The following is a 26,001-nucleotide window of genomic DNA, read 5'->3' as shown; positions in this document are numbered from 1 at the left end:
GTGGAGGAACGATGACCCACGTCTTTCTCGAACGACGCTTCACGACCCCGCTGACCGCCGAGGCCGTGCTGGCCATCTCCCTGCGCGCCGGCGACTGCTTCAGCCGTCATCGCGTGACCTGGCAGGGCAGCCTTGTGGCCCTGGACGGCCGACGGATGTTCTGCCACTTCCAAGCGCCGGACGCCGAATCGACACGTCTCGCTTTGCACCAGACGCTCTCGGACTCCACCCTGCAGCAGGCCATCGCGGCGTACGGCGCCGAAGTCCGCGGCCTTTGGCCGGGCACGGTGCACGACGCCGCGGACCTCGACACCACGACGGGTCCAGCCGCCAACGTGCTGGTGGAGCGTGACTTCGCGGCGCCGGTCACCGTCGAAGCGATCCAGCAGATCGAGGATGCCGGCGCCACCTGTCTCGACAACCACCGGGTGCGTTTCGTGCGCACTTTCTTCGCCCGAAACCGCCAGCGGATGGTCTGCCTCTATCGCGCCCCCGACGCCGAGTCGGTGCGCCTGGCTCAGCGCCAGGCCGGCATGCCGATGACCCGCGTGTGGGCTTTCCACGCCGTTCTCCCGCCCCAGCCCACCGGTTCCAACGCCACCACCTGAAAAACCACGGCCTCTCCCACGCTCGATCCCACGGCCCGGGCACAAGCTCGCTCGTGACAGGTGGCAACACCCGTCCGACGACGACAACCCCTGAGGCAAGAACGAGGAGAGACATCATGCAAACCGTAGAGCGCACCATCGACAACGGCGTCAACGTCACCGCCCTGCTCGACGCCCGCCAGGCCCTGGCTCAGGCCCCCGAGGCAGCCCGCTTCACCTGGCGCGCCCGCTGCGATTGGGTTCACGGCACCCACAGCCGCACCGTCATCGAAGGCTTCCATGGCCTCGGCGAAGAACAGGCGCACCGCTCACGCTTCGCCTTCGACATCGACCACCCCGAGGTCTTCGCCGCCGAGGACCACGGCCCCACCCCGGTGGAGTACGTGCTGATGGGGCTCGCCGGCTGTCTCACCGCAGGCATCGCCGCCGTGGCGCAGAACCGCGGCATCCAGCTGCGCTCGGTGAAGGCCACCGTCGAGGGCGACATGGACATCCAGGGCATCCTCGGCATGGACAGCGACGTTCGCAACGGCTTCGATGCGGTACGGGTCACCTACGCGATCGACGCCGACGCCAGCCGCGAGGATATCGAGGCGCTGGTCGCCCAATCGCAAAAGCGCTCGGCCGTCTTCGACGCCCTCACCAACCCCACCCAGGTCGAGGTACGCGTGAAATGAGGGACGGCCGCAGCCTACCGGCGCGCCGCGCGGCCCGCACCGTGACCGTCGTGGTCATCGGCGCGGGCCACGCCGGGCTCGCCATGAGCCACCACCTGGCGACGCGGGGCATCGATCACGTCATCCTGGAACGCGGCGAGGTGGCCAACAGCTGGCGGCACGAGCGCTGGGACTCGCTGCGCCTGCTCACGCCGAACTGGCAGTGTCGCCTGCCCGGCCTGGGCTACAACGGCCCGGACCCCGACGGCTTCATGAACGCCCAGGCACTCGCCGACCACCTGGGCCACTACGCCCGGGTGCTGGCCGCCCCGGTCCACACGCATACCACGGTGCGCTCGGTGCAGCCCACGGAGGGCGGCTACCGTGTCATCACCGATGGCGGCGACTGGCGGTGCCGGGCGGTGGTGCTCGCCAGCGGCGCCTGCAACCGGCCGGTGGTGCCCTCGCTCGACGCCGCCCTGCCGGCATCGCTGTGCCGGGTGACGGCGTTCGACTATCGCCACCCGGCACAACTGCCGCCGGGCGGCGTGCTGGTGGTGGGCGCCTCGGCGACGGGCGTGCAGCTCGCCGCGGAAATTCACGCCAGCGGCCGGCCGGTGACGCTCGCCGTGGGCGAGCACGTGCGCCTGCCGCGCCGCTACCGCGGCCGCGACATCCAATGGTGGCTGGAGGCCTCGGGCCTGCTCGACCAAGGACCCGAGGCCGTCGACGACCCGGAGCGCGTGCGCCGCCTGCCTTCCCCGCAGCTGGTGGGCAGCGACGACCACCACACCCTGGATCTCAATGCCTTGACCGTACGGGGCATTGAACTGGTCGGCCGCCTGGTGGGCCTTTCCGACACCCGGCTGCAGTTCTCCGGCTCGCTGTCGGCGCACGTCGCAGCAGCCGATCTCAAGCTCGGCCGGTTGCTCGACGGCCTGGACACCTGGGCCCGCGAATCGAGCATGGACAGCGCGGTCGGCCCGCCGGAACGGCCGGAACCCACCCACCTGCCGGTCGCTCCGCGCCTGGGCATCGATCTCGCCCGCGGCGAGATCCAAAGCGTCGTCTGGGCCACCGGCTTCCGGCCGGACTACGCCTGGCTGCACGTGCCGGTGCTCGACCGCAAGGGACGGCTGCGCCACCGCGGCGGCGTGGTCGAAGCGCCGGGCCTCTACGTACTGGGCCTGCCCTTCCTGCGGCGGCGCCGCTCGAGCTTCATCCATGGCGCTGATGACGACGCCCGGGAACTCGGCAACCACCTGGCCGCCTGGCTGGCCCGGGGCCAGCGCCACGGCACGGCCACCTCCTTTTCGGACCGCCTGGAAATGCTTTCCAATGAAATATGACGACCTGCAAGGCTGCGTGATACGCGGCAGATGACAAGCTTCGGCAACCGGCCTATACCCTGAAAGGTGAAGCGAACGCTGACACGACCACAACGAACGGAGCTCCCTCGATGACTACGCCCGATGCCCCCACCCTGCTGGACGCCCGCTGCGCCGGACACGACTGGCGAGTGCTGCCCGCCTTCCTGCCACTCCCCGGCATGGGCGGGCTCGCCATCAACGCCTTCCTGCACAAGGGCCGCGAGCCGGTACTGGTCGATACCGGCCTGGCCGCCCTAGGCGACGACTTTCTCGCCGCCCTCGAGGCGGAGATCGACCTTGCCGACCTGCGCTGGATATGGCTGAGCCACACCGATGCCGACCACATCGGCAATCTCGCTCGCGTGCTCGATCGCGCGCCCCAGGCAAAGGTGGTCACGAACTTCCTGGGGATGGGCAAGATGGGCCTGCTCGGCCTCGACGTGAGTCGTGTACACCTGCTGGAGCCCGGCGCACGCCTGAAGCTGCCCGACCGGGAGCTGGTGCCGCTGCGCCCGCCCTACTACGACGCCCCGGAGACACTCGGATTCCTCGACACCCGCTCACGCGCCTTCTTCGCCGCCGACAGCTTCGGCGCCCTGCTGCCGCAACCCGCCGAAAGCGTCGAGGCGATCGAACCGACTACGCTGCGTGACGGCCTGGTGACCTGGTCGGCACTCGATGCCCCCTGGCTGGCCACGGCCGACCGCGATGCCCTGGGCCGCACTCTCACCGCCCTCGAGCGCTTGGCCCCGGCCACCGTACTCTCCGGCCACCTGCCGGTAGCCGAGAACGGCGTCGCCACCCTCACCGCGCTGGTCCACGACGCCTGGTGCGCCGCACCCATGGCCGCGGTCGACCCGCACGCCATCGAGACCGTGGCGGAAGCGTTGGGGTAGGTACGTCTGCCGACCCTGACCCACCGCGCGAGGGCATACGCCCTCGCCCGACCAATGCCTCACGACCATCCAATGCCTCACGACCATCTACGCTGGAAGTGATTCCGCCTACCCGACACAGGGGGTCACGGTGTCGTCACACCCCATCGGGCATGCTGTACCGGCGTTATCCATTCACTCAAGAAGAAAAAGCGAGGCTTACATGAAAACCCCTTCCTCGATCGTCATTCTCGGCGGGCTGGCAACGCTGCTGTTCGCCCCCACCGTCATCGCCGCCCAGGACGTGACTGCCGCTGCCGACAACGTCACCCTCGGGCCCCGCCCGCTCTTCCTGGTCCAGGACATGGACGAAGACACCCAGCGCTCACGCGAGCTCAAGGCCGAACTGGAAAGTTGTGCGGCGAACACCGGCAATTGGCAGCGCAGCGACTTCAGCATCGGCCACCGCGGCGCGGCGCTGCAGTTTCCCGAGCACACCCGCGAGTCCTACCTTGCCGGTGCCCAGATGGGTGCCGGCATCCTCGAGTGCGACGTCACTTTCACCGCCGACCAGGAGCTCGTCTGCCGCCACTCGCAGTGCGATCTTCACACCACCACCAACATCGTCGACACCGAACTGGCCCAGAAATGCAGCGTCCCACCGGCCTTCAATGAAGCGGGCGAGCTGACCAACGCCGCAGACATCCAGTGCTGCACCAGCGACATCACCCTGGCGGAATTCCGTACGCTCCAGGGCAAGATGGAAGGCGCCGACACCGAGGCCACCAGCATCGAGGCGTACCTCGCCGGCACGCCCGGCTGGCGCACCGACCTCTACGCCACCCGCGGCACCCTGATGACTCACGCCGAAAGCATCGAACTGTTCAAGGCACTGGGCGTGAAGATGACTCCGGAGCTCAAGGCGCCCAGCGTCGAGATGCCGTTCGAGGGCATGAGCCAGGAAGATTACGCCCAGAAGATGATCGACGAGTACAAGGCTGCCGACGTACCGGCGAGCGACGTCTATGCCCAGTCGTTCGAGCTCGACGACGTACGCTACTGGATCGACAACGAACCCGAATTCGGCGAGCAAGCCGTGTACCTCGACGACCGCTATGGACTGGACGACTTCGACCACAGCGATCCGGCCACCTGGTCGCCGAGCATGGAGGAACTGGCCGAGCAAGGCGTGCAGATCCTCGCCCCGCCGATGTGGATGCTGCTGTCCTCCAACCCCGAAGCCGGCGACGACGAGAGCCGTATCGTGCCCTCGGTCTATGCCGAGCGGGCGAAAGCGGCAGGGCTCGACCTCATCGCCTGGACCTTCGAGCGCTCCGGCCCGCTCACCGAAGACGGCGAGTGGTACCACGGCACCACCGACGACGTGATCGACAACGAAGGCGACAAGCTGCTGACCCTCGACGTGCTGGCCCGCGACGTCGGCATCATCGGCCTGTTCAGCGACTGGCCAGCCACCGTCACCTTCTACGACAACTGCATGAACGCCGAGAGCTGACCCCCATCGGGGCCGCGCCCAGCGCGGCCCCTATTCCACCCCTTTCCAACTGCCGCACGCTTCGCCATCATCGGCCGAGGCTTCGGCATCGGTCGGACAGCAGGCAGAATCTGTGGTAGTGATTGCCAGGTATCGCAAGCCACTACGCCAAGGAAACGCGAGTCATGACCACCACGATCACCGGCCCCGACGGGCAGCCACGTTGCCTCTGGTGCGGAAGCGTGCCGGAACTGACCGATTACCACGACCGCGAATGGGGTTTTCCGGTCAGTGACGACCGGCGGTTGTTCGAGAAACTGTGCCTGGAGGGTTTCCAGGCCGGTCTCAACTGGCGCACCATCCTCAACAAGCGTGAGAACTTTCGCGCCGCCTTCCGCGATTTCGACGTCGAGGAAGTCGCGCACTTCGACGAGAACGACGTGGAACGCCTGCTGGCCGACCCCGGCATCATCCGTCACCGCGGCAAGATCGAAGCGGTGATCAACAACGCGCGGCGCGCTCGAGAACTCATCGAGCGGGAAGGCTCGTTAGCCGCCTTCCTGTGGCGCTACGAACCCGACCCCGAAGCCCTGCCGGCTCCGCAGACGCTCACTACCTGTGCGGAATCTCATGCACTATCCAAGGAGCTGAAACGCCGCGGCTGGCGATTCGTGGGTCCGACCACCCTGTACGCCTTCATGCAGTCGATGGGGTTGATCAACGATCATGCCGAGGACTGCTTCCTCAGAAACGACGTGGCCCACGCCCGCCGGGCGTTCACGCGTCCCGAGCGTTGACCGTCGCAGCGCCGTGCTGTTGGCCCAGCGGCCATGTCGAAGGGAAGAGGAATAGCGAAGGAGAGGTGCGCCGATGCACATTGCCATCCTGACCGTCTCGATTTCCCTGCCCGGCTGCCGCTCACTCAAGGAGAAGCGTCAGCGCATGGGTGGCATTCACGAGCGCTTCGGACGCAACCCCGCCGTCGCCGTGTGCGAGAGCGGCGAGCGGGACCGGCTGGATGCCAGCGAATGGACGTTCGTGGTGGTGGCGCAGGAGTCGCAAAAGGTCGAGTCACTGTGCAACGAAATAGAAGAGAGGCTGCTGCGCAGCGTCGATGGCCGCGTTGGCGAGATGACCAGGGAATGGCTGTAGCCCCATGACCGACCTCATCACACCGAGCCGCAAGCGGGCCATCCCTGGCCGATCCGTTCGGCGGCAAGCGCAGTCATCCCATGCGCTACGGTTTCTTCCCCAGCCGGAAGGAATGTCTTCCTGGCGTCACAGATGCATGATCTCGTCCTTGAGCGAGTAGGCGATGCCCAGCATCTCCTGGCGGGTCTGGGGATCCACGCCGTGGCGATCGAGCACCGCCAGAATGTCGTCCGTGACGGCCATGTACTCGGCCTCGCCGATGTTCATGCCACGATGCGCTTCGGGCATGCTCCTCCCCCGGTACTCCGCGGGCCCACCGCTGCCGGCGGAAAGGAAATCACGCAGATGACCTTTCAATTCCTCGAAATGCACCGGATCGTCTCGAGTCGGCAGGTAACGGGCCTGGATCGTCGGGTTCTGCATGTGCGCCTCGACGATATCGTCGACCAGAGCGGCAATGCCGCTCTCGCCGCCGAGACGCTCGTACAGGGTTGCACTGCTCATCTTGCACCTCCCGGACCGGATCGAACCGGCCCTAGTCGCTGGTGTCCGGACCGGGCGAAGGCCCGGCCTGCGAACAGACCAGTCGGTACAGACTTCGGCCCGGAAAAATGCCCTAACGTGCAGCGGCCGAAAAGTAGAAGTCGAGCATCGCATCCAAGGGATCGGGGGCCCCTCGCAGGCGGCTGCGCAGCGCGGCGCCTTCCCAGCAGTCCACCAGCAGGTTGGCCAGCTTTCGTGGGTCGCGATCGGGTGGCAAGTCCCCGCGTTGGCGAGCCTCCTCCAGGCATTCGGCGACACGTTCGGCAATGGCGTTGAAGCAGGTCTCGATCTTGCGCCGGAACACCTCGCTCACTCCCGAGAGTTCCTGACCGACCCCGCCCAGCAGGCACCCCAGATACCCCTCATCCCGATACTTGTCCCGCGATAGCTCGAAGAAGCGCCGCACCCGGTCCAGGGGCGGCAGCGACGAATTGCCCAGGGACAGGTCCAGGCCCTTGTGGACATCGACCATGTAGCGGTCGATGACCTGCAGCGCGAAGTCCTCCTTGCTCTTGAAATGGTGATAGAAGGAGCCCTTCGGCGTCTGCGTCTTCTCGAGCAGGGCCTGAATCCCCAGGTCGTTGTAGCCGTGCTGTAGAAGCATGCCGAGTCCCGCTTCCAGCAATCGCTCCTTGGTGCTTCGTGTCATGGGCACTCCGTGCAGACCGACCGGTCTATTCTTCATCATGACTCAGTCTTGTCCCCCGTCAAATGAAATCACGACACGATCGACGGGCCGAGAGCGAACATCGAATGCATGACATTCATGGTTCCGTGCCGAAGCTTCGGGTCGCATCGGCTCGCCATTTCGGACCGCTTCGGGCTCACCGCCGAACCGGCGCAAGTGGCCTCGTCGCCCGAGCCTCCTCGAGGCCTGCATGACACCGGGCCGCGGCCGGCGTCCGCCGTTTGACCCCATCACCTACCACCACTAGCTTCTATGGATGATGTAATGGCCCACACTCTTCCAACAATAACCCTTGGTGACCGCCATGCGCCCCCTCTCCTCATCGAACGGCGCGCCCCGGACCTGGCTGCTGCCCGGCGCCCTTGTGTTAACCCTATCCACCGCCTCTCTTTCCGCTCTCGCACAGTCGTCGGATGACGATCGACTGCCACGCCTCGAGTCTACCGAGTGCGCCACTGAGACGCTCAACGAACTGGATGCAGAGTGCTACACCTTCCACGGCGAGGAGAACTGGGACGAGCCCAACGGCAACAGCGTCGCCTTGCCCGTCGCGGTATTCCAGCCCGAGCATGCCGAGGGTGGCGAAGTGCCCGTATTCTTCTTCCCCGGTGGCCCCGGCTACTCATCGCTCGATAACCGCGGCTATCTCGAACAACTGCTCGACGACGTCGGAGAACGCACCCTGGTGACAATGGACCACCGTGGCTTCATCCATGCCGAGCCGACGCTGGAGTGCCCCGACTACGCAGCCGTCTCGCCCTATCACAACATCATTCACACGCCGGCAATCACCGCCTCGCTCGACCCCATGGAGCGCCTCGAGGCGATCGCCCCGCAGGTCACGGCATGCTACGACAAGCTCACCGACGAAGGCATCGACGTCACCCAGTACAACCAGTACAGCGTCTCGCGCGACGTCGACGAGATCCGTCGCCTCCTCGACTATGACACCCTCGATGCCTTCGGCTCCTCGACCGGCAGCGGCACGGCGCTCTCCTTCATCCAATATCACCCCGAGAGCGTGCGCGCGGCGATCTTCGGCTGGCCCTGGTTCAGCCACCTGCGCAACCGTCCACCGGTCGACGAGTTCTACACCGCCAAGCAGACCTTCACCGATGTGCTGGCACGCTGCGTAGCCGACGAGCCGGCATGCCGGGAGCTGCTGCCCGACTGGCTGCAGGCCATCGACCGCGCTCGCCGCACCCTGGACGGCCACCCCTACGTAGCCACCGTCGAGGAGCGCGACGGCAGCGAGAAGCGCCTCTACTTCGACGGCGCCGCCTTCCTCGACACCCTCTACCTGATGCTGCCCGCCGCTTATGCCGAGCTGCCGAGCCTGCTCGCGGACATCGAGGCGGGCGACTACTCGCGCCTGCACGACTTCTTCCTGCTCGATGACTACAACCCCGACCCCAGCGCGCCCAACTATGCGCTGGGCTACTTCCTGTCCCACGTGTGCAGCGACATGGGCAACAACCGCCCCACGCCGGAGGACTCCATCGCCGCGGTGCAGCGCGAACCGGCCGTGCTCGGCTTCGAGCCGCCGTGGCTATGCGCCTGGTGGGGCGAGGACGGCGACGTGCCCGCCGCACACAACGACCCGCCTCAAACCGAGACACCCGCGCTCGCCATCCACGGCCAGATGGACCCCTGCTGCGGCACGCGTTGGAGCGAGCACATCGCCAAGGGCATGCCCAACCTGCAGTTCGTCGAGTTCCAGGGCCTCGGCCACAGCCCGGTCAACGAGTGCCGCTCGACCATGATCGATGCCTTCCTGGCGGATCCCTACGCCCGCGTCGACGACAGCTGCAAGGACGAAGTCGCCCTGGAGTCCTGGGTGATCGAACCGCCACGGTAGGGTGGACGAAAACGGCCCGCCAGTTGCCTGGCGGGCCACTTCTCGTCGCCGCGGATCAGCCCGGGCGGGGCGAGCTCAGGCTTCCGGCTTGCGAGCGGTGATGGTCCACGAACTCGAGCCCATCACGATCTTGCCCTCCTGCTCATAGGGGGCCAGGGCATCGCGCAATGCCTCCTCGATCTGCGGACGCTGGCGTTCCGCTTCCTCGCCCGCCTCGCGGAACACCTCCCCCGCCGGTCCCAGGGCGAGCTGGAAGCGCATGGCATTCTCCACCGAGTCGCCAACCTCCACGGGACCGTCGTTGCGCTCGAATTCGATCGCCTCGAAGCCGGCGATCTCCAGCTGCTGGCCGACCACGTCCGGGTTGGCCATGGAGAAGGGCCCCGGGCCGCAGGTGCGGGCGTCTTCGCCGGGAGGCGGCAGAAAGTCCAGCACCACCTGTTTGGGCAGCCCCAGCCAGGGGTTGTCCTCGATGTCGCGCCACACGATGAACATCAGCTCGCCGCCCGGCCGCAACGCCTTGTTGATGTTGCGCATGGCCACCACGGGGTGCTCGAAGAACATCATGCCGAAGCGCGAGAAACACAGGTCATAGCGTGGCTCGAAGGGGTATCGCTCCACGTCGGCGGCCACGAACCGCACATTGCCCAAGCCGTTCTGCGCCGCCCGATAACGACCTTCCTCGAGAAACGGTTCGACGCAGTCCATCCCCAGCACCTGCCCCTGGGGACCGGTCTTGCACGCCAGTTCGATGGCGGTATCGCCCCAGCCGCAACCCACATCGAGGATGCGCGAACCCGCCGGGACATCGAGTTTCTCCAAGGGAACCCGACTGTGGTAGCTAAGGCCATTCATCAGAATCTCCTGGAAACGCTCGAACTTCTCCGCCAGGGTATCGTTCCAGAAGGCCACGTATTCGCTGACATGCTGGTCTGTTGTTGTATTCATGGCGGTACCTCCCAGTGCTATGTCAGGGGAAGCGCCGCAGCCACTGATCGCGGCGCCCACAGACAGCATCCACCCAACTCACTGGCCGAGACGCTGTCACTATCAGTTCTAGCAGTTACCGTGCACTCATGGTCGCTAGACGACTAGCGACCACCCAGGACGACGCACCTCATCACCCAAAGGTTCCTCATCATGCAGAACGTACTGCTATTGGTGGACGTGCAGAACCTGTATTACACCGCTCGCCATGCCTACGGTCGGCATATCGACTACAACACCCTCTGGGCCCGGGCGACCGAAGGGCGCCGGGCGACCGGAGCGTTCGCCTACGCCATCGACCGCGGCGACGAGAAGCAGCGCCAGTTCCAGAACATCCTTCGGGCCATCGGCTTCGAGGTGAAGCTAAAGCCCTTCATCCAACGGGCCGACGGCTCGGCCAAGGGCGACTGGGACGTGGGCATCACCCTGGATGCGGTGAAACACGCCGGACGAGCCGACGTGGTGGTACTGGCCTCAGGCGATGGCGACTTCGCGCTGCTGGCCGAGACCCTGCGTCTCGAGCACGGCGTGGAGGTCGAGGTCTATGGCGTCCCTGCGCTCACCGCCGGGGCCCTGATCCAATCGGCCACGCGCTTCGTGCCCCTGGAGGGTGACCTGCTGCTGTGAGCGGATGGCCGAGACGATCACGACCTCGCCTCTCCCCTATCGCCAGTGACTGGCTGCACTCCATGAGCATGAGGTGTAGCCACCAGCCGCTCGAGCAACTCCGGCAGCGCGGCCTCCGGAGCGAGGTCGGGCAATGCCTGGCTCAGCGCGACGTGGCTACCTGCCGCAAAGCGCTGCGGGTCGCCGACGGTCGCCTGGTAGGCATTGACCACCGCGACCAGCGCCTCGGGGGTATCGCCCACCTGCATGGCGCCGTGGGCGAGCATGGCCATATCGCGGCTGCCGCGAACCCGTCGCCAGCGCTGGGCGGTGCCGACCAGCTTGCGTCCGCCGATGCGCACGTTGAAGCGCCCGTCGCAGTAGGCCCCCGGGGCCGAGCCCAGATCGACGTACCGGACGCCCAGCGCCGCGAGCCAGGCGCACCAGGGATCGCCAAGGCGGTGATAGCCCCATTCCAGGTGGGCCGCTGAGCTGCCCACCTGACAGCGCAGCGCCAACGCCACGTTGACCACCGCCGGCGACTGGGGCACCGGCGTGCCGCCGGTGGCGCGAAAGCGGATCGGCCAGCCCCTCTCGCTCAGGGCGCGGCGCGCCTCGGGAAAGCCCGCCACGCGCTCGTGGCGGCGCGGCATCACTAGCGCCCGATCGGTGGGCGACCAGGCCACCAGGCCGAAGCGGCTCTCGCCCTGGCAGATCGATTCCAGCAGCGTCTCCTCGAGCGCGAGGCCGGTTTCGACCGTAAGTCGCTGTAGCTCGAAAGTCTCCATGCTGGCGCTCATCACCGCCTCATCGCGAGCGCCGACCCGACACTCCAGGGACGAGGCAAGCGAGGCGAGTCGTCATCTCGATCTTCATGGGCTTTCAGGTCTCCACAGTAGCGATGACGGCTCCCTTGGCTACCACCTCATCTTCTTCCTTGGCGATGACGAGCCGCCCCGAGACCGGCGCTTCGATCTCGTACTGCGCTTTCTCAACCATCATTTCAGCGATCAGGTCCCCCTGAGCCACCGTAGCGCCGTCATCGACCAGCCAGGCGGTGATCACGCCTTCCGTGTCGCCTTCCCACAGATCTTCCGGCACACGGATATCGGACGTCATGAATTCTCTCCTCGGTTCTCTTTCATCATCTCGTGAAAGGCGGCAACGACCTTGTCTGCATTGGGCAGCGCCCACTGCTCCATCGTCGGCGCGAAGGGGATCGGAATGTCCGGATAGGCCACGCGCTGGGGGGCGGCCTTGAGCCGGCAGCCGGAGTACTCGGCTACGCTGGCGATGATCTCGCCGCTGACGCCATAGCTGTGGTAGTCCTCATCGACCACGATCAGGCGGCCGGTCTTGGCCACCGATTCACGCAACGTCTCGCGGTCGAGCGGTACCAGGCTGCGCAGGTCGACCACCTCGGCGGAGAAGCCCCCTTCCTCCAGAATCTTGGCCGCACGCAAGCAGTGATGCACCCCAGCGGCGAGGCTAGCCAACGTCACGTCGTGGCCCTCACGCACCACGGCGGCCTTGCCGATCTCTACCGTATAGCTCTCCTCGGGCACCGGAACGGTGGCACCCTTCTCGGTGCCCAGCCAGCCCATTCCCTGAAGCGACTTGTGATACATGAACACCACCGGGTTGTCGTCGCGTATCGCTGCCGTCATCAGCCCTTTGGCGTCATAGGCGTTGCTGGGCGCCACCACCTTCATGCCCGGCAAGTGGGCGAAGGTGCCATAGAGGCACTGGGAGTGCTGGCCGGCGTCGGAATAGCCGCCGCCGGTGGAGGTCATCAGCACCAGCGGTACCTTGACCTTGCCGCCGGAGAAGTAGGTGTTCTTGGCCATCAGGTTGTAGATGGCGTCCATGCACACGCCGAAGAAGTCGACGAACATCAGCTCGACGATGGGACGCATGCCGTCGGAGGCGGCCCCCACGGCGGCGCCGATGAAGGCGGTCTCGGAGATCGGCGTGTCGCGCACGCGCTCGGCGCCGAACTCCTCGAACAGGCCACGGGTGTTACCGAAAACTCCACCCAGGGGGCCCACGTCCTCGCCCATCACGAAGACCCGCGGGTCGAGGCGCATTTCCTGGGCCATGGCCTCGGCCATGGCCCGGGCGATGGTCAGCTTGCGGCTGGTGCTCTTGCTAGTAGTCGTCATCACGGTTCTCCTGGCGTTAGGCGAAGACTTCCTCGAGCGCCGCTTCGGGCGGCAGGAATTCGCTCTGCTGGGCAAAGCGAATGGCGGCTTCGATACGTGTCTGCGCCCGCTCGACCAGTTCGGCATCCGAGGTTTCGTCGAGCGCGCCGATGTCGAGCAACTGCTGGCGATAGCGGGGAATGGGGTCACGCTGTTCGAGCCTTTCCTTCTCGCCCTTGGGCCGGTACTCCTCGCCATCGCCCATGAAGTGGCCGGCGAGCCGCGACGTCTCGATCTCGATCAGGCTCGGCCCTTGACCTTCGCGGGCGCGGGCGATGGCCTCGCCCGCCATGGCGAACACGCCCTCCACATCGTTGTCGGCCACGTGCATGCCAGGTATGTCGTAACCACTGGCGCGCCGGTCATTGCGCGGCACGGCAGTGGAAGCCTGCTTGGGCACCGAGATGCCCCAGCCGTTGTCTTCGATCACGAACACCACCGGCAGCCGCCACACCGCGGCAAGATTGAGCGATTCGTGGAAGGCGCCCTGGTTGGCCGCACCATCGCCCAGGAAGGCCACGGCAACGCCCGGCTTGCCCTGCATCTTCCTGGACAGAGCCGCACCGACCGCCGGCCCGAGGCCCTCGCCGATGATTCCCGAACAGGAGAAGTTCACGGCGGCATCGAACAGATGCATGTGCCCACCGCGCCCACCGGATAGCCCGGTGGCCTTGCCGAATATTTCCGCGACCATGGCATCGAGATCGACGCCCTTGGCCACGGCGATATGGTGTGGCCGATGGGTGGCAGTGACGATGTCATCCGGCGTGAGGTGCGCGCAGACGCCCACCGCACAGGGTTCTTGGCCATTGGAGAGGTGCATCTCGCCGGGAATCGGCCCCTTGGCCATGTTGAAGACTGGCGTCTTGCCTTCCATGTAGAGTTCCTCGATGCGCTCTTCGAGGTAGCGGCTGAGCACCATGTGGCGGTACATCCAGAGGCGCTGTTCGGTTGTCGGTTGCATGGGTTGGCTCCTATCGAGACTCGCCGCACGACATTCGCGCAGCGATGCGGTCGACCTGGCAGGACGCCAGGGACAACGATAGTCAGGGAGGGGAGGGATCTTCAGGGCGCAGGCTCATGCGCTTGGTGCCGATTCCGTACGGAGCATGGCCCGCTCGGCATTCTCGATGTCTTCTTAGCGTAGTGCCCAGCAGCCACCCAAGCCATGCTCTCGATGCCTTTGTTGATCCAGCGCATCGCAAACGCGATACAACCGGATCGTACGGCCACGCGCGCTCTTCTACCGAGCGTTCAGGCGTTGTACCTCACGGCGCCCAGTTCGCCGATGTCGTAGCCGCCCAACGCTTCGGCCCGCTCGGCGAAGCGCGCTTCGCGGGCGAAAGCGAGCAGCCGCTGCACGGGCGGTTCGAAGTAGCTGCGCCGGCGCAGGGCCAGTTCGAATCTCTCCTCGTGCAGGGGCACGAATGCCAGACCCTGGCGCCGTGCGGCAGCCTCGACGCCGAGCCCTGCATCCGCCGTGCCGTGACGAATCGCCAGCGCCAGGTCGTCCTCGGAGAGCGCCGGATGTGCAGCCCACGTCAGCGCGTCCGGTGCCACGCCCGCCGACGCCAGCAGGTGGTGCAGCAATCGCTCGGCCCCGGCTCCCGACTGACGGTGAGCCACCACCAGACCGCTGCCGGCGAGTTGGGCCAGCGAGCCCACCCCGGCAGGGTTGCCCGGTGCCAGCAACAGCCCCTGACGACGCACCGCCCAGTGCACGATCACCAGGTCGCGCATGCCGCCGAGCCCCAGCGCCTGGGGCACGTTGTAGCGACCGCTCGTCGGGTCCAGCAGGTGCAGACCGGCCAGCATCGCCTCGCCGCCCAACAGGCGCTGCACGCCGTCGCCGCTGCCGTGACAGAGTTGGGCCAGATCCGAGCCGCTTTCACGCACCGCCCACTCGAGCAGCGGATCCTGGCTGCCGGCCAGCACCCTGGGCACCGGCCGCTGACTCGGCTGGTCTCCCTCCAGATGGTTCATCAGCCACAGGTCGACGCTGTGACGCGGGAAGAGCAGCTTGCCGGTCACCTTGGTGCAGGGAATCTGTCCCTGGCGAACCAGGTCGTAGACCTTGCGCTCCTTCAATCGCAGGTAGTCGGCCACTTCCGTCGTGGTCAGGTAGGCATAAGTCGTGGATGGGGTCATGGCGCCGGCGGCTCCGCATTAGCCTGTCTATGACTGCACGGATTTCAGCATAGCGTGCAGGCAACGCTTTTTCCGCACATGCTGCAGACAATCATCCACGACCCCGACGAAGCCGACTGTGCGGCTTTGCCCGGTAAAGTCGGCGAGCGCGGCTCAAACAACGCGAAAAAACGGTGACCATGACCGCCAGCGACAACGCCTTCTCCACCGCCCTCGCCCTGATTCTGGGGCTGGACGATACCCTCTTGGGCATCGTCTCCCTGTCGCTGCAGGTCTCGCTCACCGCCGTACTGCTCGCCGCACTGGTCGCCCTGCCGCTGGGCGCCGCCCTGGCGCTGTGGCGCTTCCCGGGGCGCAGCGCCATCATCGTCGTGCTCAACGCTTTCATGGGCCTGCCGCCGGTGGTGGCCGGCCTCACCGTCTACCTGCTGCTCTCCAGAGCCGGGCCACTCGGGCAGTTCGGCCTGCTGTTCACGCCGTCCGCCATGGTGGTGGCCCAGGTACTGCTGATCCTGCCGATCATCGCCGCGCTGACCCGTCAGCAGGTGGAGGAGCTCCATGGCGAATACCGCGAGCAGCTGCAGTCGCTGGGAGTTTCGCGGTTGCGTCGTATACCGACCCTGCTGTGGGATGCCCGCTTCGGCCTGCTGACGGTGATCCTCGCCGGCTTCGGACGCGCCAGCGCCGAGGTGGGCGCGGTGATGATCGTGGGTGGCAACATCGACGGCGTCACCCGGGTGATGACCACCGCCATCGTGCTGGAAACCAGCAAGGGCAATCTGCCGCTGGCACTGGGGCTCGGTCTCGTGCTGCTGGCCCTGGTCACCCTGATCAACGCCGGCGCCTACCTGGTGGGCGAGACGGCGCGGAGGCGGCTGGGATGAACGACATGTCGCACCAGGTGCCAACCGTAGCCACGCTGCACTTCGAGGGTGCCAGCGTCGTTCACCGCGGCCAAGTCCTGCTCCGCCCCTTGACCCTGTCGCTGAGCGACGAGCGCTGCACCCTGGTCATGGGCCCCAACGGAGCCGGCAAGAGCTTGCTGCTGCGCCTCGCCCACGGCCTGCTGACACCCAGCGCCGGGCGCGTTCACTGGCAAGGAGGCGCGCCACGCCAGGCGATGGTCTTCCAGCGCCCCGTGCTGCTCAAACGCTCCGCCCTGGACAACCTCACCTACGCCCTGGCCGTCAACGGCACGCCTTGGCAGTCGCGAAAGAATCTAGCACGCAAAGCACTTGAGCACTTTGGTCTGGCGCACCTCGAAAAACGCCCGGCACGGGTGCTCTCCGGCGGCGAGCAGCAGCGCCTGGCGCTGGCTCGGGCCTGGCTGCTCGATCCCGAGGTCCTGTTTCTCGACGAGCCGACTGCCGCCCTGGACCCGGCCTCGATCCGAGCGGTGGAGGAGGCCGTTCGGGACTTCCACCGGCGAGGCACCCGCATCGTGATGACCACCCACGATCTTCACCAGGCACGGCGCCTGGCCGACGACGTGGTGCTCCTCCACGAGGGCAGTCTCGTGGAGCACAGCGCGGCCGCCACCTTCTTCACGACGCCTTCGTCACCCACCGCAAGGGCGTTCATCGAAGGCGAGCTGGTCTGGTAGACCGGCCGCCCCTGCCGTTCGAGCGGCACGCCTCCCACGACACTGAGTACGACAGAAGGAAGACGACATGCATAAACTAGGACTCGCACTTGCCACGCTGAGCCTGATGGGGTGGTCAATGAGCGCCGTGGCTCAGGACGACGAGCGGTTCATTACCCTCGCCTCCACCACCTCCACCGAACAGTCGGGGCTCTTCGACGCCATTCTTCCCCAGTTCACCGAAGCCACCGACATCGAGGTCCGCGTCGTCGCCGTGGGCACCGGCCAGGCCTTCGAGATCGCCCGGCGCGGCGATGCCGACAGCCTGCTGGTTCACGACACGGCCGGCGAAGAACGGTTCGTCGCCGAGGGCTACGCCACCGAACGCGCCAACGTGATGTACAACGACTTCGTGGTCATCGGCCCCGGTGACGACCCCGCCGGCATCGGCGATGCCGAAACGGTCGAAGACGCCTTCTCGCGTATCGCCGAGGCCGCAGCCCCCTTTGCTTCGCGCGGCGACGACAGCGGCACCAATCGCGCCGAGCGGCGCCTATGGGAAGCGGCCGGTGTGGAGCCCGGCGGAGAGTGGTATCGCGAGCTGGGCAGCGGCATGGGCCCCACGCTCAACACCGCCGCCGGCATGGACGCCTACGTGATGGCCGACCGCGCCACCTGGGTCGCCTTCGACAACCGCCAGAACCTGGAAATCCTCTTCGAAGGTGACGAGGCACTGTTCAACCAATACGGCAGCCTGCTGCTAAGCGAAGAACGCCACCCTCACCTCGAGCACGACCTGGCCCAACAGTGGCACGAATGGCTGCTCTCCGAAGACGGCCAGCAAGCCATTGCCGACTTCGAACTCAAAGGGCAGCAGTTGTTCTTCCCCAACGCTAAGTGACCGGCCGGCAAGGGCCGTTCAAGCCCTTGCCACGCCTTCTGCGGCCAACCCCACCAGCAGATCGCCGATCTCATTGGCCAGGAAGCGCGGCTCGACGCACTCGCCGAGATGCCCCTCGGCAAAGCGCAGAAAACCCAGCGCTGCGTGCGGGAGGCGTCGGTCACGGCGCACGATGAACTGCCAGTGGCTCTCGATGGGCAGGCCCGTCACCGGCAGGATCACCAGGTCGGGATGTTCCGGCGGCAACACGTGCTCGGAGAGCACGGCCAGCCCCAGTCCCGACGCCACGCCGACACGGATCGCCTCGTTGCTGGCCATCTGCAGGGTCGCCCCCAGCGACAGCCCCTGCTCCTGTAGCCAGCTCTCGAAGAGCATGCGCGTCGCCGAGCCCGGCTCGCGCAGCAGGAAGCGCTCGCCCAGCAGCTCGCTCATCGCCACCCGCTCGCGACCCACCAACGGGTGCCCGTGCGGCGCCACCGCCACCAGCGGGTTGCGCAGGAAGCGACCGGCCACGGCATGGGCCAGCGACGGCGGATGGCTGAACACGTAGAGGTCGTCGTCCTGACGTTCGAATCGCGTCAGCATCTGGCGCCGATTGCCGATGTGCACCGTGACGTCCACCTCGGGATGGGCCTGGCTGAAGGGGCCGAGCAAGCGCGGCAACACGTATTGGGCGGTGTTGACCAGGGCGATGGAAAAGCGCCCTCGCTCGCCGCCGCGCAGCGCCGAGAGATAATCGTCGAAGTCGGCGAAGCGCCCCAGCACCTCGCGGCTGGCGCGGTAGAGCTCGCTGCCTGCCTCGGTGGGAATCAACCGACCGTGACGTCCCTCCAGCAGCGGTTCGCCCACCGCTTCGGTCAGCCGCTTGAGCTGCTGGGAGACGGTGGGCTGGGTCAGGTGCAGCTGGCGCGCCGCCTCGCTCATGGAGCCTGCTTGCACCACGGTCACGTAGACCTGCAGCAGACGAAAGGTCAGATGGCGGATATTCATGCGCGATCACGCTTAGTATGGATGATCGTCTATTCAAGCATGGAGCGAATGTTATTGGTATCAATGCACGGCCATCCGCACAATCCGCAGCACCTTCAATGCTGCAACGAGCTGACGCTATGCCCGATATCGTGGTGATGTTCTTCCTGCTCGGTCTGCTGGCCGGGCTGGTGAAATCCGACCTGACCATTCCCAAGGCCGCCTACGACACCCTGAGCCTGCTGCTGATGCTGACCATCGGCCTCAAGGGCGGCATGGCGCTCTACGGCAACCTGAGCTGGTCGCTGGTACCGGAACTCGCTGCCGTGGCTGCGCTGGGCGGGCTGATTCCGCTGGCCCTGATGCCGGTGCTGCGCCGACTGATACGCCTTTCCGCCGCCGACAGCGCCAGCCTCGCCGCCCACTACGGCTCGGTGAGTGCCGGCACCTTTGCCGTGGCCCTGGCGTTCGCCGAAGGGCGCGGCCTGCCCATCGGCGCCGAGGTCACCCTCTACCTGGTGATGATGGAGCTGCCGGCGATCATGGTGGCCATCGCGCTGTACCGCCGCTATCGCGGTGCCGAATCCCGCGAGGCGATGAGCGGCCTATGCCACGAGACCCTGACCAACCGCGGCGTCATCCTGCTCGCCGGCGGGGTGGTGATCGGCGCCATGTACGGCCCGGGCCAGGGCGCCAACGTGACCGACCTGCTCACCGGCGCCTTCCACGCCGTGCTGGCCCTCTTCCTGCTGGAGATGGGCCTGACCGCCGCCGAAACCCTGCGCCCCGTTCCCTGGCGCCACTGGCGGCTGCTCGCCTTCGCTCTGCTCGCTCCGCCGCTGCTGTCCCTGGCCGGACTCGCCGTGGGCCTCGCTCTGGGCCTGCCCACCGGCTCGCTGCTGATCCTGACGGCACTCGCCGCCAGCGCCTCCTACATCGCCGCGCCGGCTGCCATGCGCACCGCCATTCCCGAGGCCAACATCGGCCTGGCGATGCTCGCCTCGCTGGGCTTCACCTTCCCGCTCAACGTGATCCTGGGCATCCCGCTCTATCATCAGTTGGTCCAGTGGCTCAGCGGCTAGAGCCATCCGGCCGGCCACCCAACGGTGGCCGGCCTCTCTCCCCCCTCCCGCTCTCGCCTTCCTCCTGACGTCTTTCCCCTGATTCCTGACGTCTTCCCTCTACCTTCTCATTGCTGTTTTCTTCCCTCCGATGCCTTCCTTCCGCCCTTCCCCTTCGACATTCGTCGCACCCCTGAAGACCTGCACTTTACGTTAACGTCAACCTCGCCTAATCTTGTGGCATCGACCACTGACGTGACACACCACGGAGTTCCGCCATGCAAACGCCGTACAAGCCCCTCGATTTCGGCCTCGACGAAACCCTGGACATGCTGCGCGACCAGGTGAACGCCTTCGCTCGCGACGAGATCGCCCCGCGTGCCGCCGAGATCGACGAGAAGAACGAATTCCCCAACGATCTTTGGCGCAAGTTCGGCGACATGGGCCTGCTCGGCATCACCGTGCCCGACGAGGACGGCGGCAGCGGCATGGACTACCTGGCCCACTGCATCGCCATGGAAGAGATCTCCCGCGCCAGCGCCTCGGTGGGCCTCTCCTACGGCGCTCACTCCAACCTGTGCGTCAACCAGCTCAAGATCAACGCCAACGCGGAGCAGAAAGCCAGGTACCTGCCCAAGCTGATCAGCGGCGAACACGTCGGTGCGCTGGCCATGTCGGAGCCGGGCGCCGGCTCCGACGTGGTCTCCATGAAGCTGCGCGCGCGCCGCGAAGGCGACCACTACGTGCTCAACGGCAACAAGATGTGGATCACCAACGGCCCCGACGCCGACGTACTGGTGGTCTACGCCAAGACCGATCCGGATGCCGGTTCCAAGGGCATCACCGCTTTCATCATCGAGAAGGGCATGGCCGGCTTCTCCACCGCCCAGAAGCTCGACAAGCTGGGCATGCGCGGCTCCAACACCTGCGAGCTGGTCTTCGAAGACTGCGAAGTGCCGGTCGAGAACGTGCTGGGCGAAGTGAACCGCGGCGTCAAGGTGCTGATGAGCGGCCTCGACTATGAGCGCACCGTGCTCGCCGCCGGCCCCATCGGCATCATGCAGGCGGCGCTGGACGTGGTGGTGCCCTACGTTCACGAGCGCAAGCAGTTCGACCAGCCCATCGGCGAGTTCCAGCTGGTGCAGGGCAAGATCGCCGACATGTACACCACCCTGAACGCCTGCCGCGCCTACCTCTACAGCGTCGCCGCCGCCTGCGACCGCGGCCGGACCTCCCGAAAGGACGCCGCCGGCGTGATACTCTACTGCGCCGAGAAGGCCACCCAGGTGGCGCTGGACGCCATCCAGCTGCTCGGCGGCAACGGCTACATCAACGAGTACCCCACCGGGCGCCTGCTGCGCGACGCCAAGCTCTACGAGATCGGCGCCGGCACCAGCGAAATCCGCCGCATGCTGATCGGCCGCGAGATCTTCAACGAATCGGCTTAACCCCAGCTCCGGGCTTCGGGCCACGAGCCGCTCGAAGCTCGAAGCTCGAAGCTCGAAGCTCGAAGCTCGAAGCTCGAAGCTCGAAGCTCGAAGCTCGAAGCTCGAAGCTCGAAGCTCGAAGCTCGAAGCTCGTCAGAGGATATTTCATGGCAGTGCTAACTACCCAAATCAACCCGCGCAGCGAGGGCTTCCAGGCCAACGAGGCGTCGATGCGCCACGAGGTGATGAAGCTGCGCGAGCTGACCGCCGCCATCAGCCAGGGCGGCGGTGAGAAGGCCCGCGCCCGTCACGAGAGCCGCGGCAAGCTGTTCGTGCGCGACCGCATCGACCACCTGATCGACGAAGGCTCGCCGTTCCTCGAGTTCTCGGCGCTGGCCGCCCATGAGGTCTACGAGAGCGAGGTACCCGCCGCCGGCGTGGTCACCGGCATCGGCCGCGTCTCGGGCGTGGAGTGCGTGATCGTCGCCAACGACGCCACCGTCAAGGGCGGCACCTACTACCCGCTCACGGTCAAGAAGCACATCCGCGCCCAGGAGATCGCCCGCAAGCATCGCCTGCCGTGCATCTATCTGGTCGACTCCGGCGGCGCCTTCCTGCCCCGCCAGGACGAGGTCTTCCCCGACCGTGACCATTTCGGGCGCATCTTCTACAACCAAGCCACCCTCTCCGCCGAGGGCATCCCGCAGATCGCCGTGGTGATGGGCTCGTGCACCGCCGGCGGCGCCTACGTGCCGGCCATGGCCGACGAGTCGATCATCGTCAAGGAGCAGGGCACCATCTTCCTGGGCGGCCCACCGCTGGTGAAGGCCGCCACCGGCGAGAGCATCAGCGCCGAGGACCTGGGCGGCGCCGACGTGCACGCCAAGGTGAGCGGCGTGGCCGACCATTACGCCGAGAACGACGCCCACGCCTTGCAGCTGGCGCGCGCCTGCGTGTCGCGGCTGAACTGGCAGAAGCGCGGCGAGCTCAAGATGCAGGCGCCCAAGCCCCCGCGGCTCGATCCCAGCGAGCTCTACGGGATCGTCGGCACCGACCTCAAGAAGCCGTTCGACGTGCGCGAGGTGATCGGCCGCATCGTCGACGACTCCGCCTTCGACGAATTCAAGCGCTACTACGGCGACACCCTGGTTACCGGCTTCGCGCACATCCACGGCTATCCGGTAGGCATCGTCGCCAACAACGGCGTGCTGTTCTCCGAATCCGCGGTGAAAGGGGCGCATTTCATCGAGTTGTGCGCCCAGCGCAAGATCCCCCTGGTGTTCCTGCAGAACATCACCGGCTTCATGGTCGGCTCCAAGTACGAGCACGAAGGCATCGCCAAGCACGGCGCCAAGCTCGTCACCGCGGTGGCCTGCGCCAAGGTGCCCAAGTTCACCGTGCTGATCGGCGGCAGCTTCGGCGCCGGCAACTACGGCATGTGCGGCCGCGCCTACGACCCCAACCTGCTGTTCATGTGGCCGAATGCACGAATTTCCGTCATGGGTGGCGAACAGGCCGCCGGCGTGCTGGCCCAGGTCAAGCGCGAGCAGTACGAGCGCGAAGGCCGCGAGTGGAGCAAGGAGGAGGAAGAAGCCTTCAAGCAGCCCACCCGCGAGCAGTACGAGCACCAGGGCCACCCCTACTACGCCAGCGCGCGGCTATGGGACGACGGCGTGATCGACCCGGCCCAGACCCGCGACGTGCTCGGCCTCTCGCTCGCCGCGGCCATGAACGCCGAGGTGGAAGAGACCCGGTTCGGCGTGTTCCGGATGTAGTCCCACGCTTCGCGTGGAGCCGTAAGCTGTAAGCCGTAAGCCATAAGCTCTGGATGATTAGCGCCAGCGCCTGGACTCGAGGGGTTTCTTACAGCTCGCAGCTTATAGCTTACAGCTATTTGAAAGAGGTCCGAGATGTCAGATAACACCGCCTACTCAAGACTCGAGATCGATGATCGCGGCATCGCCTGGCTGACGCTGGATCGCCCCGAGGTGCACAACGCCTTCGACGACAGCCTGATCGCCGAGCTCAATGCCCACCTCGAGCGCTTGCACGATGCCGCCGGCCACGGCGAGGTGCGCGCCGTTGTGCTGGGCTCCGAGGGCAAGAGCTTCTCCGCCGGGGCCGATCTCGGCTGGATGAAGCGCATGGTCGAGTACGACTTCGACGGCAACCTGGCCGATTCGCACAAGCTCGCCCAGCTGATGCACGGCCTGGACACCCTGCCCTGCCCCACCGTGTGCCGCGTGCAGGGCGCCGCCTTCGGCGGCGCCGTGGGCCTGGCCGCCTGCTGCGACATCGTGATCGCCTCCGAGAAGGCCAGGTTCTGCCTCTCCGAGGTGAAGATCGGCCTCTCGCCGGCGGTGATCAGCCCCTACGTGCAGCGCGCCCTGGGCTCGCGCCAGACCCGCCGCTACGCGCTCACCGCCGAGGTCATGGATGCCAACACCGCCTGGACCCTGGGGCTGGTGCACCAGGTGGTCGAGCACGAGGTGCTGGATGCCGCGGTGATCGCCATGCTCCATAACCTGCTGGCCGGCTCGCCCCAGGCCCAGCGCGCCACCAAGGGACTGCTCGCCGAGGTCGCCCGCGAGCCCGACAGCCAGGCTACCCGCGAGCACACCTGCCGGGTGATCGCGGAACTGCGCGTGAGCGCCGAAGGCCAGGAGGGCCTGGCCAGCTTCTTCGAGAAGCGCCGCCCGGCCTGGACTCCCGACCCCGACGACGACACGACTTCCGCCACGGAGCGCCGCTCATGAGCCACTCCCCCGCTACCCGCACCACCCCGTTCGACACCCTGCTGGTCGCCAACCGCGGCGAGATCGCCTGCCGGGTGATGCGCACCGCCCGCCGAATGGGCCTGCGCACCGTGGCCGTCTACTCCGACGCCGATGCCACCGCCCGCCACGTGCGCGAGGCCGACGAGGCCGTACGCCTGGGCCCGGCCGCCGCGCGCGAGAGCTACCTCGACATCGCGGCGGTGGTGGAAGCCGCCCAGCGCACCGGCGCCGGCGCCATCCACCCCGGCTACGGCTTCCTCTCCGAGAACGGCGCCTTCGTCGAAGCGCTGGACGCTGCCGGCATCACCTTCGTCGGTCCGCCCGCCTCGGCGATTGCTGCCATGGGCGACAAGTCCGCCGCCAAGGCGCGCATGGCCAACGCCGGCGTGCCCCTGGTGCCGGGCTACCACGGCGACGATCAGGACGACGCCCTGCTCAAGGCCGAGGCCGACGAGATCGGCTACCCGGTGCTGCTCAAGGCCAGCGCCGGCGGCGGCGGCAAGGGCATGCGCGTGGTGGAGAGCGGTGAACAGTTCCAGGCCGCGCTGGATGGCTGCCGCCGCGAATCCCAGGCCGCCTTCGGCGACACCCGCATGCTGATCGAGAAGTACCTGACCCAGCCTCGCCACGTCGAGGTGCAGGTGTTCTGCGACAGCCACGGCAACGGCGTCTACCTGTTCGAGCGCGACTGCTCCGTGCAGCGCCGCCACCAGAAGGTGCTCGAGGAAGCCCCCGCCCCCGGCATGACCGCAGCGCTGCGCCGCGAGATGGGCGAGGCTGCGGTGCGCGCCGCCAAGGAGATCGGCTACGTGGGCGCCGGCACCGTCGAGTTCCTGCTGGATGCCGACGGCTCGTTCTACTTCATGGAGATGAACACCCGCCTGCAGGTGGAACACCCCGTCACCGAGATGATCACCGGCCAGGACCTGGTCGAGTGGCAGCTGCGCGTGGCCATGGGCGAGGCACTGCCGCTGGCCCAGGAAGCACTCACCATCACCGGCCACAGCTTCGAGGCACGCCTGTATGCCGAGGATCCGGAACAGGACTTCCTGCCCGCCACCGGCACGCTCACGCGCTTCGCCATGGACCTCGCAGGCGCCGGGCTCGACCCCGAGCGGGTACGCCTGGACAGCGGCGTGGAAACCGGTGATGCCGTCTCCATGCACTACGACCCCATGCTCGCCAAGCTGATCGTCCATGGCGACGACCGCGAGCAGGCGCTGGCCACTCTCAACCGGGCGCTGGCGGCGCTGGACGTGCAGGGCGTGGTCACCAACCGCGCCTTCCTGCAGCGCCTGGCCACCCACCCGGCGTTCCAGAGCGCCGAGCTCGACACCCGCTTCATCGAGAAGAACGAGGCGACGCTCTTCGCCCCGCGCCAGTATCGCATCGAAGAGTATGCCGGCGCGGCGCTGGTCGGCCTCAACCAGTTGGCCCGCGAATGCGAGAGCGACTCCCCGTGGGACCGCCACGACGGCTTCCGCCTCAACGCCCCGCACACCATCCGCATCGCCCTGTGCGACCCCACCCACGTGCAGGACGACGAGAGCTCCGACAACGTGGTGGTGGTCGAAGGCCGGCGCGAGCGCGGCACCGACACCGGCTGGCAGCTGGCCATTCGTGGCGAAACGCTCACCGCCAGCCTGCAACCGCTGGAAGGCGATGCCGTGGCGGTGACGCTGAACGGCCACCGCCGCCGCCTGCAGGCCCGCCGCGACGGCAACGTGGTGGTGATGGTCGACCCCAGCGGCGAAACGCGCCTGTTCTGGCGGCGCATCGACGCCATCGATCACGGCCACCACGAGGCGGAATCGACCCTCACCGCGCCCATGCACGGCACCGTGGTCGCCCTGCTGGTGGAAGCCGGCCAGAAGGTGGAGAAAGGCATGCCGCTGATGGTCATGGAAGCCATGAAGATGGAACACACCATGACCGCCCCCGCCGACGGCCACGTGGCGAGCTTCCACTTCCAGGCCGGCGAAACGGTAGGTCAGGGGGACGTGCTGCTCGAGTTCGCGCCGGAAGAATAACCGGCCAACCAAAGCGAGCGGCGCCGGGGACAGGGCGAAGCGGAGGTCATTTGTCATGGATGACAAA

Annotated in this window: 26 protein-coding genes; 17 read left to right on the top strand and 9 right to left on the bottom strand. The window is 66.8% G+C overall.

What is annotated here, in order from left to right:
• Nucleotides 1-11 precede the first annotated feature (11 nt).
• From BLP96_RS08785 to BLP96_RS08755, 7 genes are all read left to right on the top strand, one after another.
• Nucleotides 12-608: a DUF4242 domain-containing protein gene (locus BLP96_RS08785; RefSeq protein WP_089685250.1), complete on the top strand. Its 597-nt coding sequence runs from the start codon at nucleotides 12-14 to the stop codon at nucleotides 606-608.
• 116 nt (nucleotides 609-724) lie between these two features.
• The gene (locus tag BLP96_RS08780; RefSeq protein ID WP_089685248.1) at nucleotides 725-1,285 is read left to right on the top strand and encodes an OsmC family protein; all 561 of its coding nucleotides are present in this window, start codon (nucleotides 725-727) and stop codon (nucleotides 1,283-1,285) included.
• Nucleotides 1,282-2,613 carry an NAD(P)-binding domain-containing protein gene (locus BLP96_RS08775; RefSeq protein WP_089685246.1) on the top strand — a complete coding sequence of 444 codons (1,332 nt, stop codon included), beginning with the start codon at nucleotides 1,282-1,284 and terminating at the stop codon, nucleotides 2,611-2,613. The genes BLP96_RS08780 and BLP96_RS08775 overlap by 4 nt, the downstream gene beginning before the upstream one ends.
• Before the next feature lie 110 nt (nucleotides 2,614-2,723).
• Entirely contained in the window at nucleotides 2,724-3,530 is an 807-nt protein-coding gene (locus BLP96_RS08770; protein WP_089685244.1) for an oxygen-binding di-iron domain-containing protein, read from the top strand.
• A gap of 202 nt (nucleotides 3,531-3,732) precedes the next feature.
• On the top strand, nucleotides 3,733-5,025 hold the full coding sequence (locus tag BLP96_RS08765; RefSeq protein WP_089685241.1) for a glycerophosphodiester phosphodiesterase family protein: 1,293 nt from the start codon (nucleotides 3,733-3,735) through the stop codon (nucleotides 5,023-5,025).
• A 164-nt stretch (nucleotides 5,026-5,189) separates the two neighbouring features.
• Nucleotides 5,190-5,801, top strand: coding sequence for a DNA-3-methyladenine glycosylase I (locus tag BLP96_RS08760; RefSeq protein WP_089685239.1), 612 nt, complete (start codon nucleotides 5,190-5,192; stop codon nucleotides 5,799-5,801).
• Between the two features lie 73 nt (nucleotides 5,802-5,874).
• The gene (locus tag BLP96_RS08755) at nucleotides 5,875-6,156 is read left to right on the top strand and encodes a DUF503 domain-containing protein (protein ID WP_089685237.1); all 282 of its coding nucleotides are present in this window, start codon (nucleotides 5,875-5,877) and stop codon (nucleotides 6,154-6,156) included.
• Between the two features lie 126 nt (nucleotides 6,157-6,282).
• Here the strand turns inward: BLP96_RS08755 and BLP96_RS08750 are convergent, their stop codons facing one another.
• Both BLP96_RS08750 and BLP96_RS08745 read right to left on the bottom strand, forming a co-directional pair.
• A complete protein-coding gene (locus BLP96_RS08750; protein WP_089685235.1) occupies nucleotides 6,283-6,660 on the bottom strand; it encodes a group I truncated hemoglobin in 378 nt (125 codons plus the stop codon).
• 112 nt (nucleotides 6,661-6,772) lie between these two features.
• Nucleotides 6,773-7,348, bottom strand: coding sequence for a TetR/AcrR family transcriptional regulator (locus BLP96_RS08745; RefSeq protein WP_089685233.1), 576 nt, complete (start codon nucleotides 7,346-7,348; stop codon nucleotides 6,773-6,775).
• 343 nt (nucleotides 7,349-7,691) lie between these two features.
• Here BLP96_RS08745 and BLP96_RS08740 point away from each other — a divergent pair, with 343 nt between their 5' ends.
• Nucleotides 7,692-9,245: an alpha/beta fold hydrolase gene (locus BLP96_RS08740; RefSeq protein WP_089685232.1), complete on the top strand. Its 1,554-nt coding sequence runs from the start codon at nucleotides 7,692-7,694 to the stop codon at nucleotides 9,243-9,245.
• 75 nt (nucleotides 9,246-9,320) lie between these two features.
• Here BLP96_RS08740 and BLP96_RS08735 read toward each other — a convergent pair whose 3' ends face one another.
• The gene (locus BLP96_RS08735; RefSeq protein ID WP_089685230.1) at nucleotides 9,321-10,193 is read right to left on the bottom strand and encodes a class I SAM-dependent methyltransferase; all 873 of its coding nucleotides are present in this window, start codon (nucleotides 10,191-10,193) and stop codon (nucleotides 9,321-9,323) included.
• Nucleotides 10,194-10,385: 192 nt separating this feature from the next.
• Between BLP96_RS08735 and BLP96_RS08730 the strand changes: the two genes are divergently transcribed.
• Nucleotides 10,386-10,859 carry a LabA-like NYN domain-containing protein gene (locus BLP96_RS08730; protein WP_089685228.1) on the top strand — a complete coding sequence of 158 codons (474 nt, stop codon included), beginning with the start codon at nucleotides 10,386-10,388 and terminating at the stop codon, nucleotides 10,857-10,859.
• Nucleotides 10,860-10,876: 17 nt separating this feature from the next.
• Here BLP96_RS08730 and BLP96_RS08725 read toward each other — a convergent pair whose 3' ends face one another.
• From BLP96_RS08725 to BLP96_RS08705, 5 genes are all read right to left on the bottom strand, one after another.
• Nucleotides 10,877-11,638 carry a lipoyl protein ligase domain-containing protein gene (locus BLP96_RS08725; protein WP_218118592.1) on the bottom strand — a complete coding sequence of 254 codons (762 nt, stop codon included), beginning with the start codon at nucleotides 11,636-11,638 and terminating at the stop codon, nucleotides 10,877-10,879.
• Between the two features lie 82 nt (nucleotides 11,639-11,720).
• A complete protein-coding gene (locus tag BLP96_RS08720) occupies nucleotides 11,721-11,957 on the bottom strand; it encodes a lipoyl domain-containing protein (protein ID WP_089685226.1) in 237 nt (78 codons plus the stop codon).
• On the bottom strand, nucleotides 11,954-13,000 hold the full coding sequence (locus tag BLP96_RS08715) for an alpha-ketoacid dehydrogenase subunit beta (RefSeq protein ID WP_089685224.1): 1,047 nt from the start codon (nucleotides 12,998-13,000) through the stop codon (nucleotides 11,954-11,956). Before BLP96_RS08715 ends, BLP96_RS08720 begins: the two co-directional genes overlap by 4 nt.
• A 16-nt stretch (nucleotides 13,001-13,016) precedes the next feature.
• Nucleotides 13,017-14,003, bottom strand: coding sequence for a thiamine pyrophosphate-dependent dehydrogenase E1 component subunit alpha (locus BLP96_RS08710; RefSeq protein WP_089685222.1), 987 nt, complete (start codon nucleotides 14,001-14,003; stop codon nucleotides 13,017-13,019).
• A 290-nt stretch (nucleotides 14,004-14,293) separates the two neighbouring features.
• Complete coding sequence (locus BLP96_RS08705; RefSeq protein WP_089685220.1) at nucleotides 14,294-15,187, bottom strand: helix-turn-helix transcriptional regulator; 894 nt, start codon at nucleotides 15,185-15,187, stop codon at nucleotides 14,294-14,296.
• A gap of 179 nt (nucleotides 15,188-15,366) precedes the next feature.
• On the opposite strand from BLP96_RS08705, the gene BLP96_RS08700 reads away from it, so the two are divergent.
• The 3 genes from BLP96_RS08700 to BLP96_RS08690 all read left to right on the top strand — a co-directional run bounded on the left by BLP96_RS08700 (nucleotide 15,367) and on the right by BLP96_RS08690 (nucleotide 17,670).
• Nucleotides 15,367-16,071 (top strand): ABC transporter permease, encoded by a 705-nt coding sequence (locus BLP96_RS08700; RefSeq protein WP_089685218.1) that lies wholly within the window; start codon nucleotides 15,367-15,369, stop codon nucleotides 16,069-16,071.
• On the top strand, nucleotides 16,068-16,790 hold the full coding sequence (locus BLP96_RS08695; protein ID WP_089685216.1) for an ATP-binding cassette domain-containing protein: 723 nt from the start codon (nucleotides 16,068-16,070) through the stop codon (nucleotides 16,788-16,790). Before BLP96_RS08700 ends, BLP96_RS08695 begins: the two co-directional genes overlap by 4 nt.
• 67 nt (nucleotides 16,791-16,857) lie before the next feature.
• The gene (locus BLP96_RS08690; protein ID WP_089685214.1) at nucleotides 16,858-17,670 is read left to right on the top strand and encodes an ABC transporter substrate-binding protein; all 813 of its coding nucleotides are present in this window, start codon (nucleotides 16,858-16,860) and stop codon (nucleotides 17,668-17,670) included.
• A gap of 18 nt (nucleotides 17,671-17,688) precedes the next feature.
• Here the strand turns inward: BLP96_RS08690 and BLP96_RS08685 are convergent, their stop codons facing one another.
• Nucleotides 17,689-18,660, bottom strand: coding sequence for a LysR family transcriptional regulator (locus tag BLP96_RS08685; protein WP_089685212.1), 972 nt, complete (start codon nucleotides 18,658-18,660; stop codon nucleotides 17,689-17,691).
• A 119-nt stretch (nucleotides 18,661-18,779) separates the two neighbouring features.
• Between BLP96_RS08685 and BLP96_RS08680 the strand changes: the two genes are divergently transcribed.
• The 5 genes from BLP96_RS08680 (at nucleotide 18,780) to BLP96_RS08655 (ending at nucleotide 25,934) form a co-directional block, all read left to right on the top strand.
• Nucleotides 18,780-19,721, top strand: coding sequence for a sodium-dependent bicarbonate transport family permease (locus BLP96_RS08680; RefSeq protein WP_089685210.1), 942 nt, complete (start codon nucleotides 18,780-18,782; stop codon nucleotides 19,719-19,721).
• 257 nt (nucleotides 19,722-19,978) lie between these two features.
• Nucleotides 19,979-21,148 (top strand): isovaleryl-CoA dehydrogenase, encoded by a 1,170-nt coding sequence (locus BLP96_RS08675; protein ID WP_089685208.1) that lies wholly within the window; start codon nucleotides 19,979-19,981, stop codon nucleotides 21,146-21,148.
• Nucleotides 21,149-21,294: 146 nt separating this feature from the next.
• Complete coding sequence (locus BLP96_RS08665) at nucleotides 21,295-22,902, top strand: carboxyl transferase domain-containing protein (RefSeq protein WP_089685206.1); 1,608 nt, start codon at nucleotides 21,295-21,297, stop codon at nucleotides 22,900-22,902.
• A 135-nt stretch (nucleotides 22,903-23,037) separates the two neighbouring features.
• Entirely contained in the window at nucleotides 23,038-23,883 is an 846-nt protein-coding gene (locus BLP96_RS08660) for an enoyl-CoA hydratase/isomerase family protein (RefSeq protein ID WP_089685205.1), read from the top strand.
• Nucleotides 23,880-25,934, top strand: coding sequence for an acetyl/propionyl/methylcrotonyl-CoA carboxylase subunit alpha (locus tag BLP96_RS08655; RefSeq protein WP_089685203.1), 2,055 nt, complete (start codon nucleotides 23,880-23,882; stop codon nucleotides 25,932-25,934). Before BLP96_RS08660 ends, BLP96_RS08655 begins: the two co-directional genes overlap by 4 nt.
• The last annotated feature ends 67 nt before the right edge of the window (nucleotides 25,935-26,001 follow it).

It is taken from the genome of Billgrantia gudaonensis, from assembly GCF_900100195.1.
GTDB classification, from domain to species: domain Bacteria; phylum Pseudomonadota; class Gammaproteobacteria; order Pseudomonadales; family Halomonadaceae; genus Halomonas; species Halomonas gudaonensis.
Note: the sequence above shows the minus strand (reverse complement) of the source record. Positions and strands in the feature narration are given on the sequence as shown.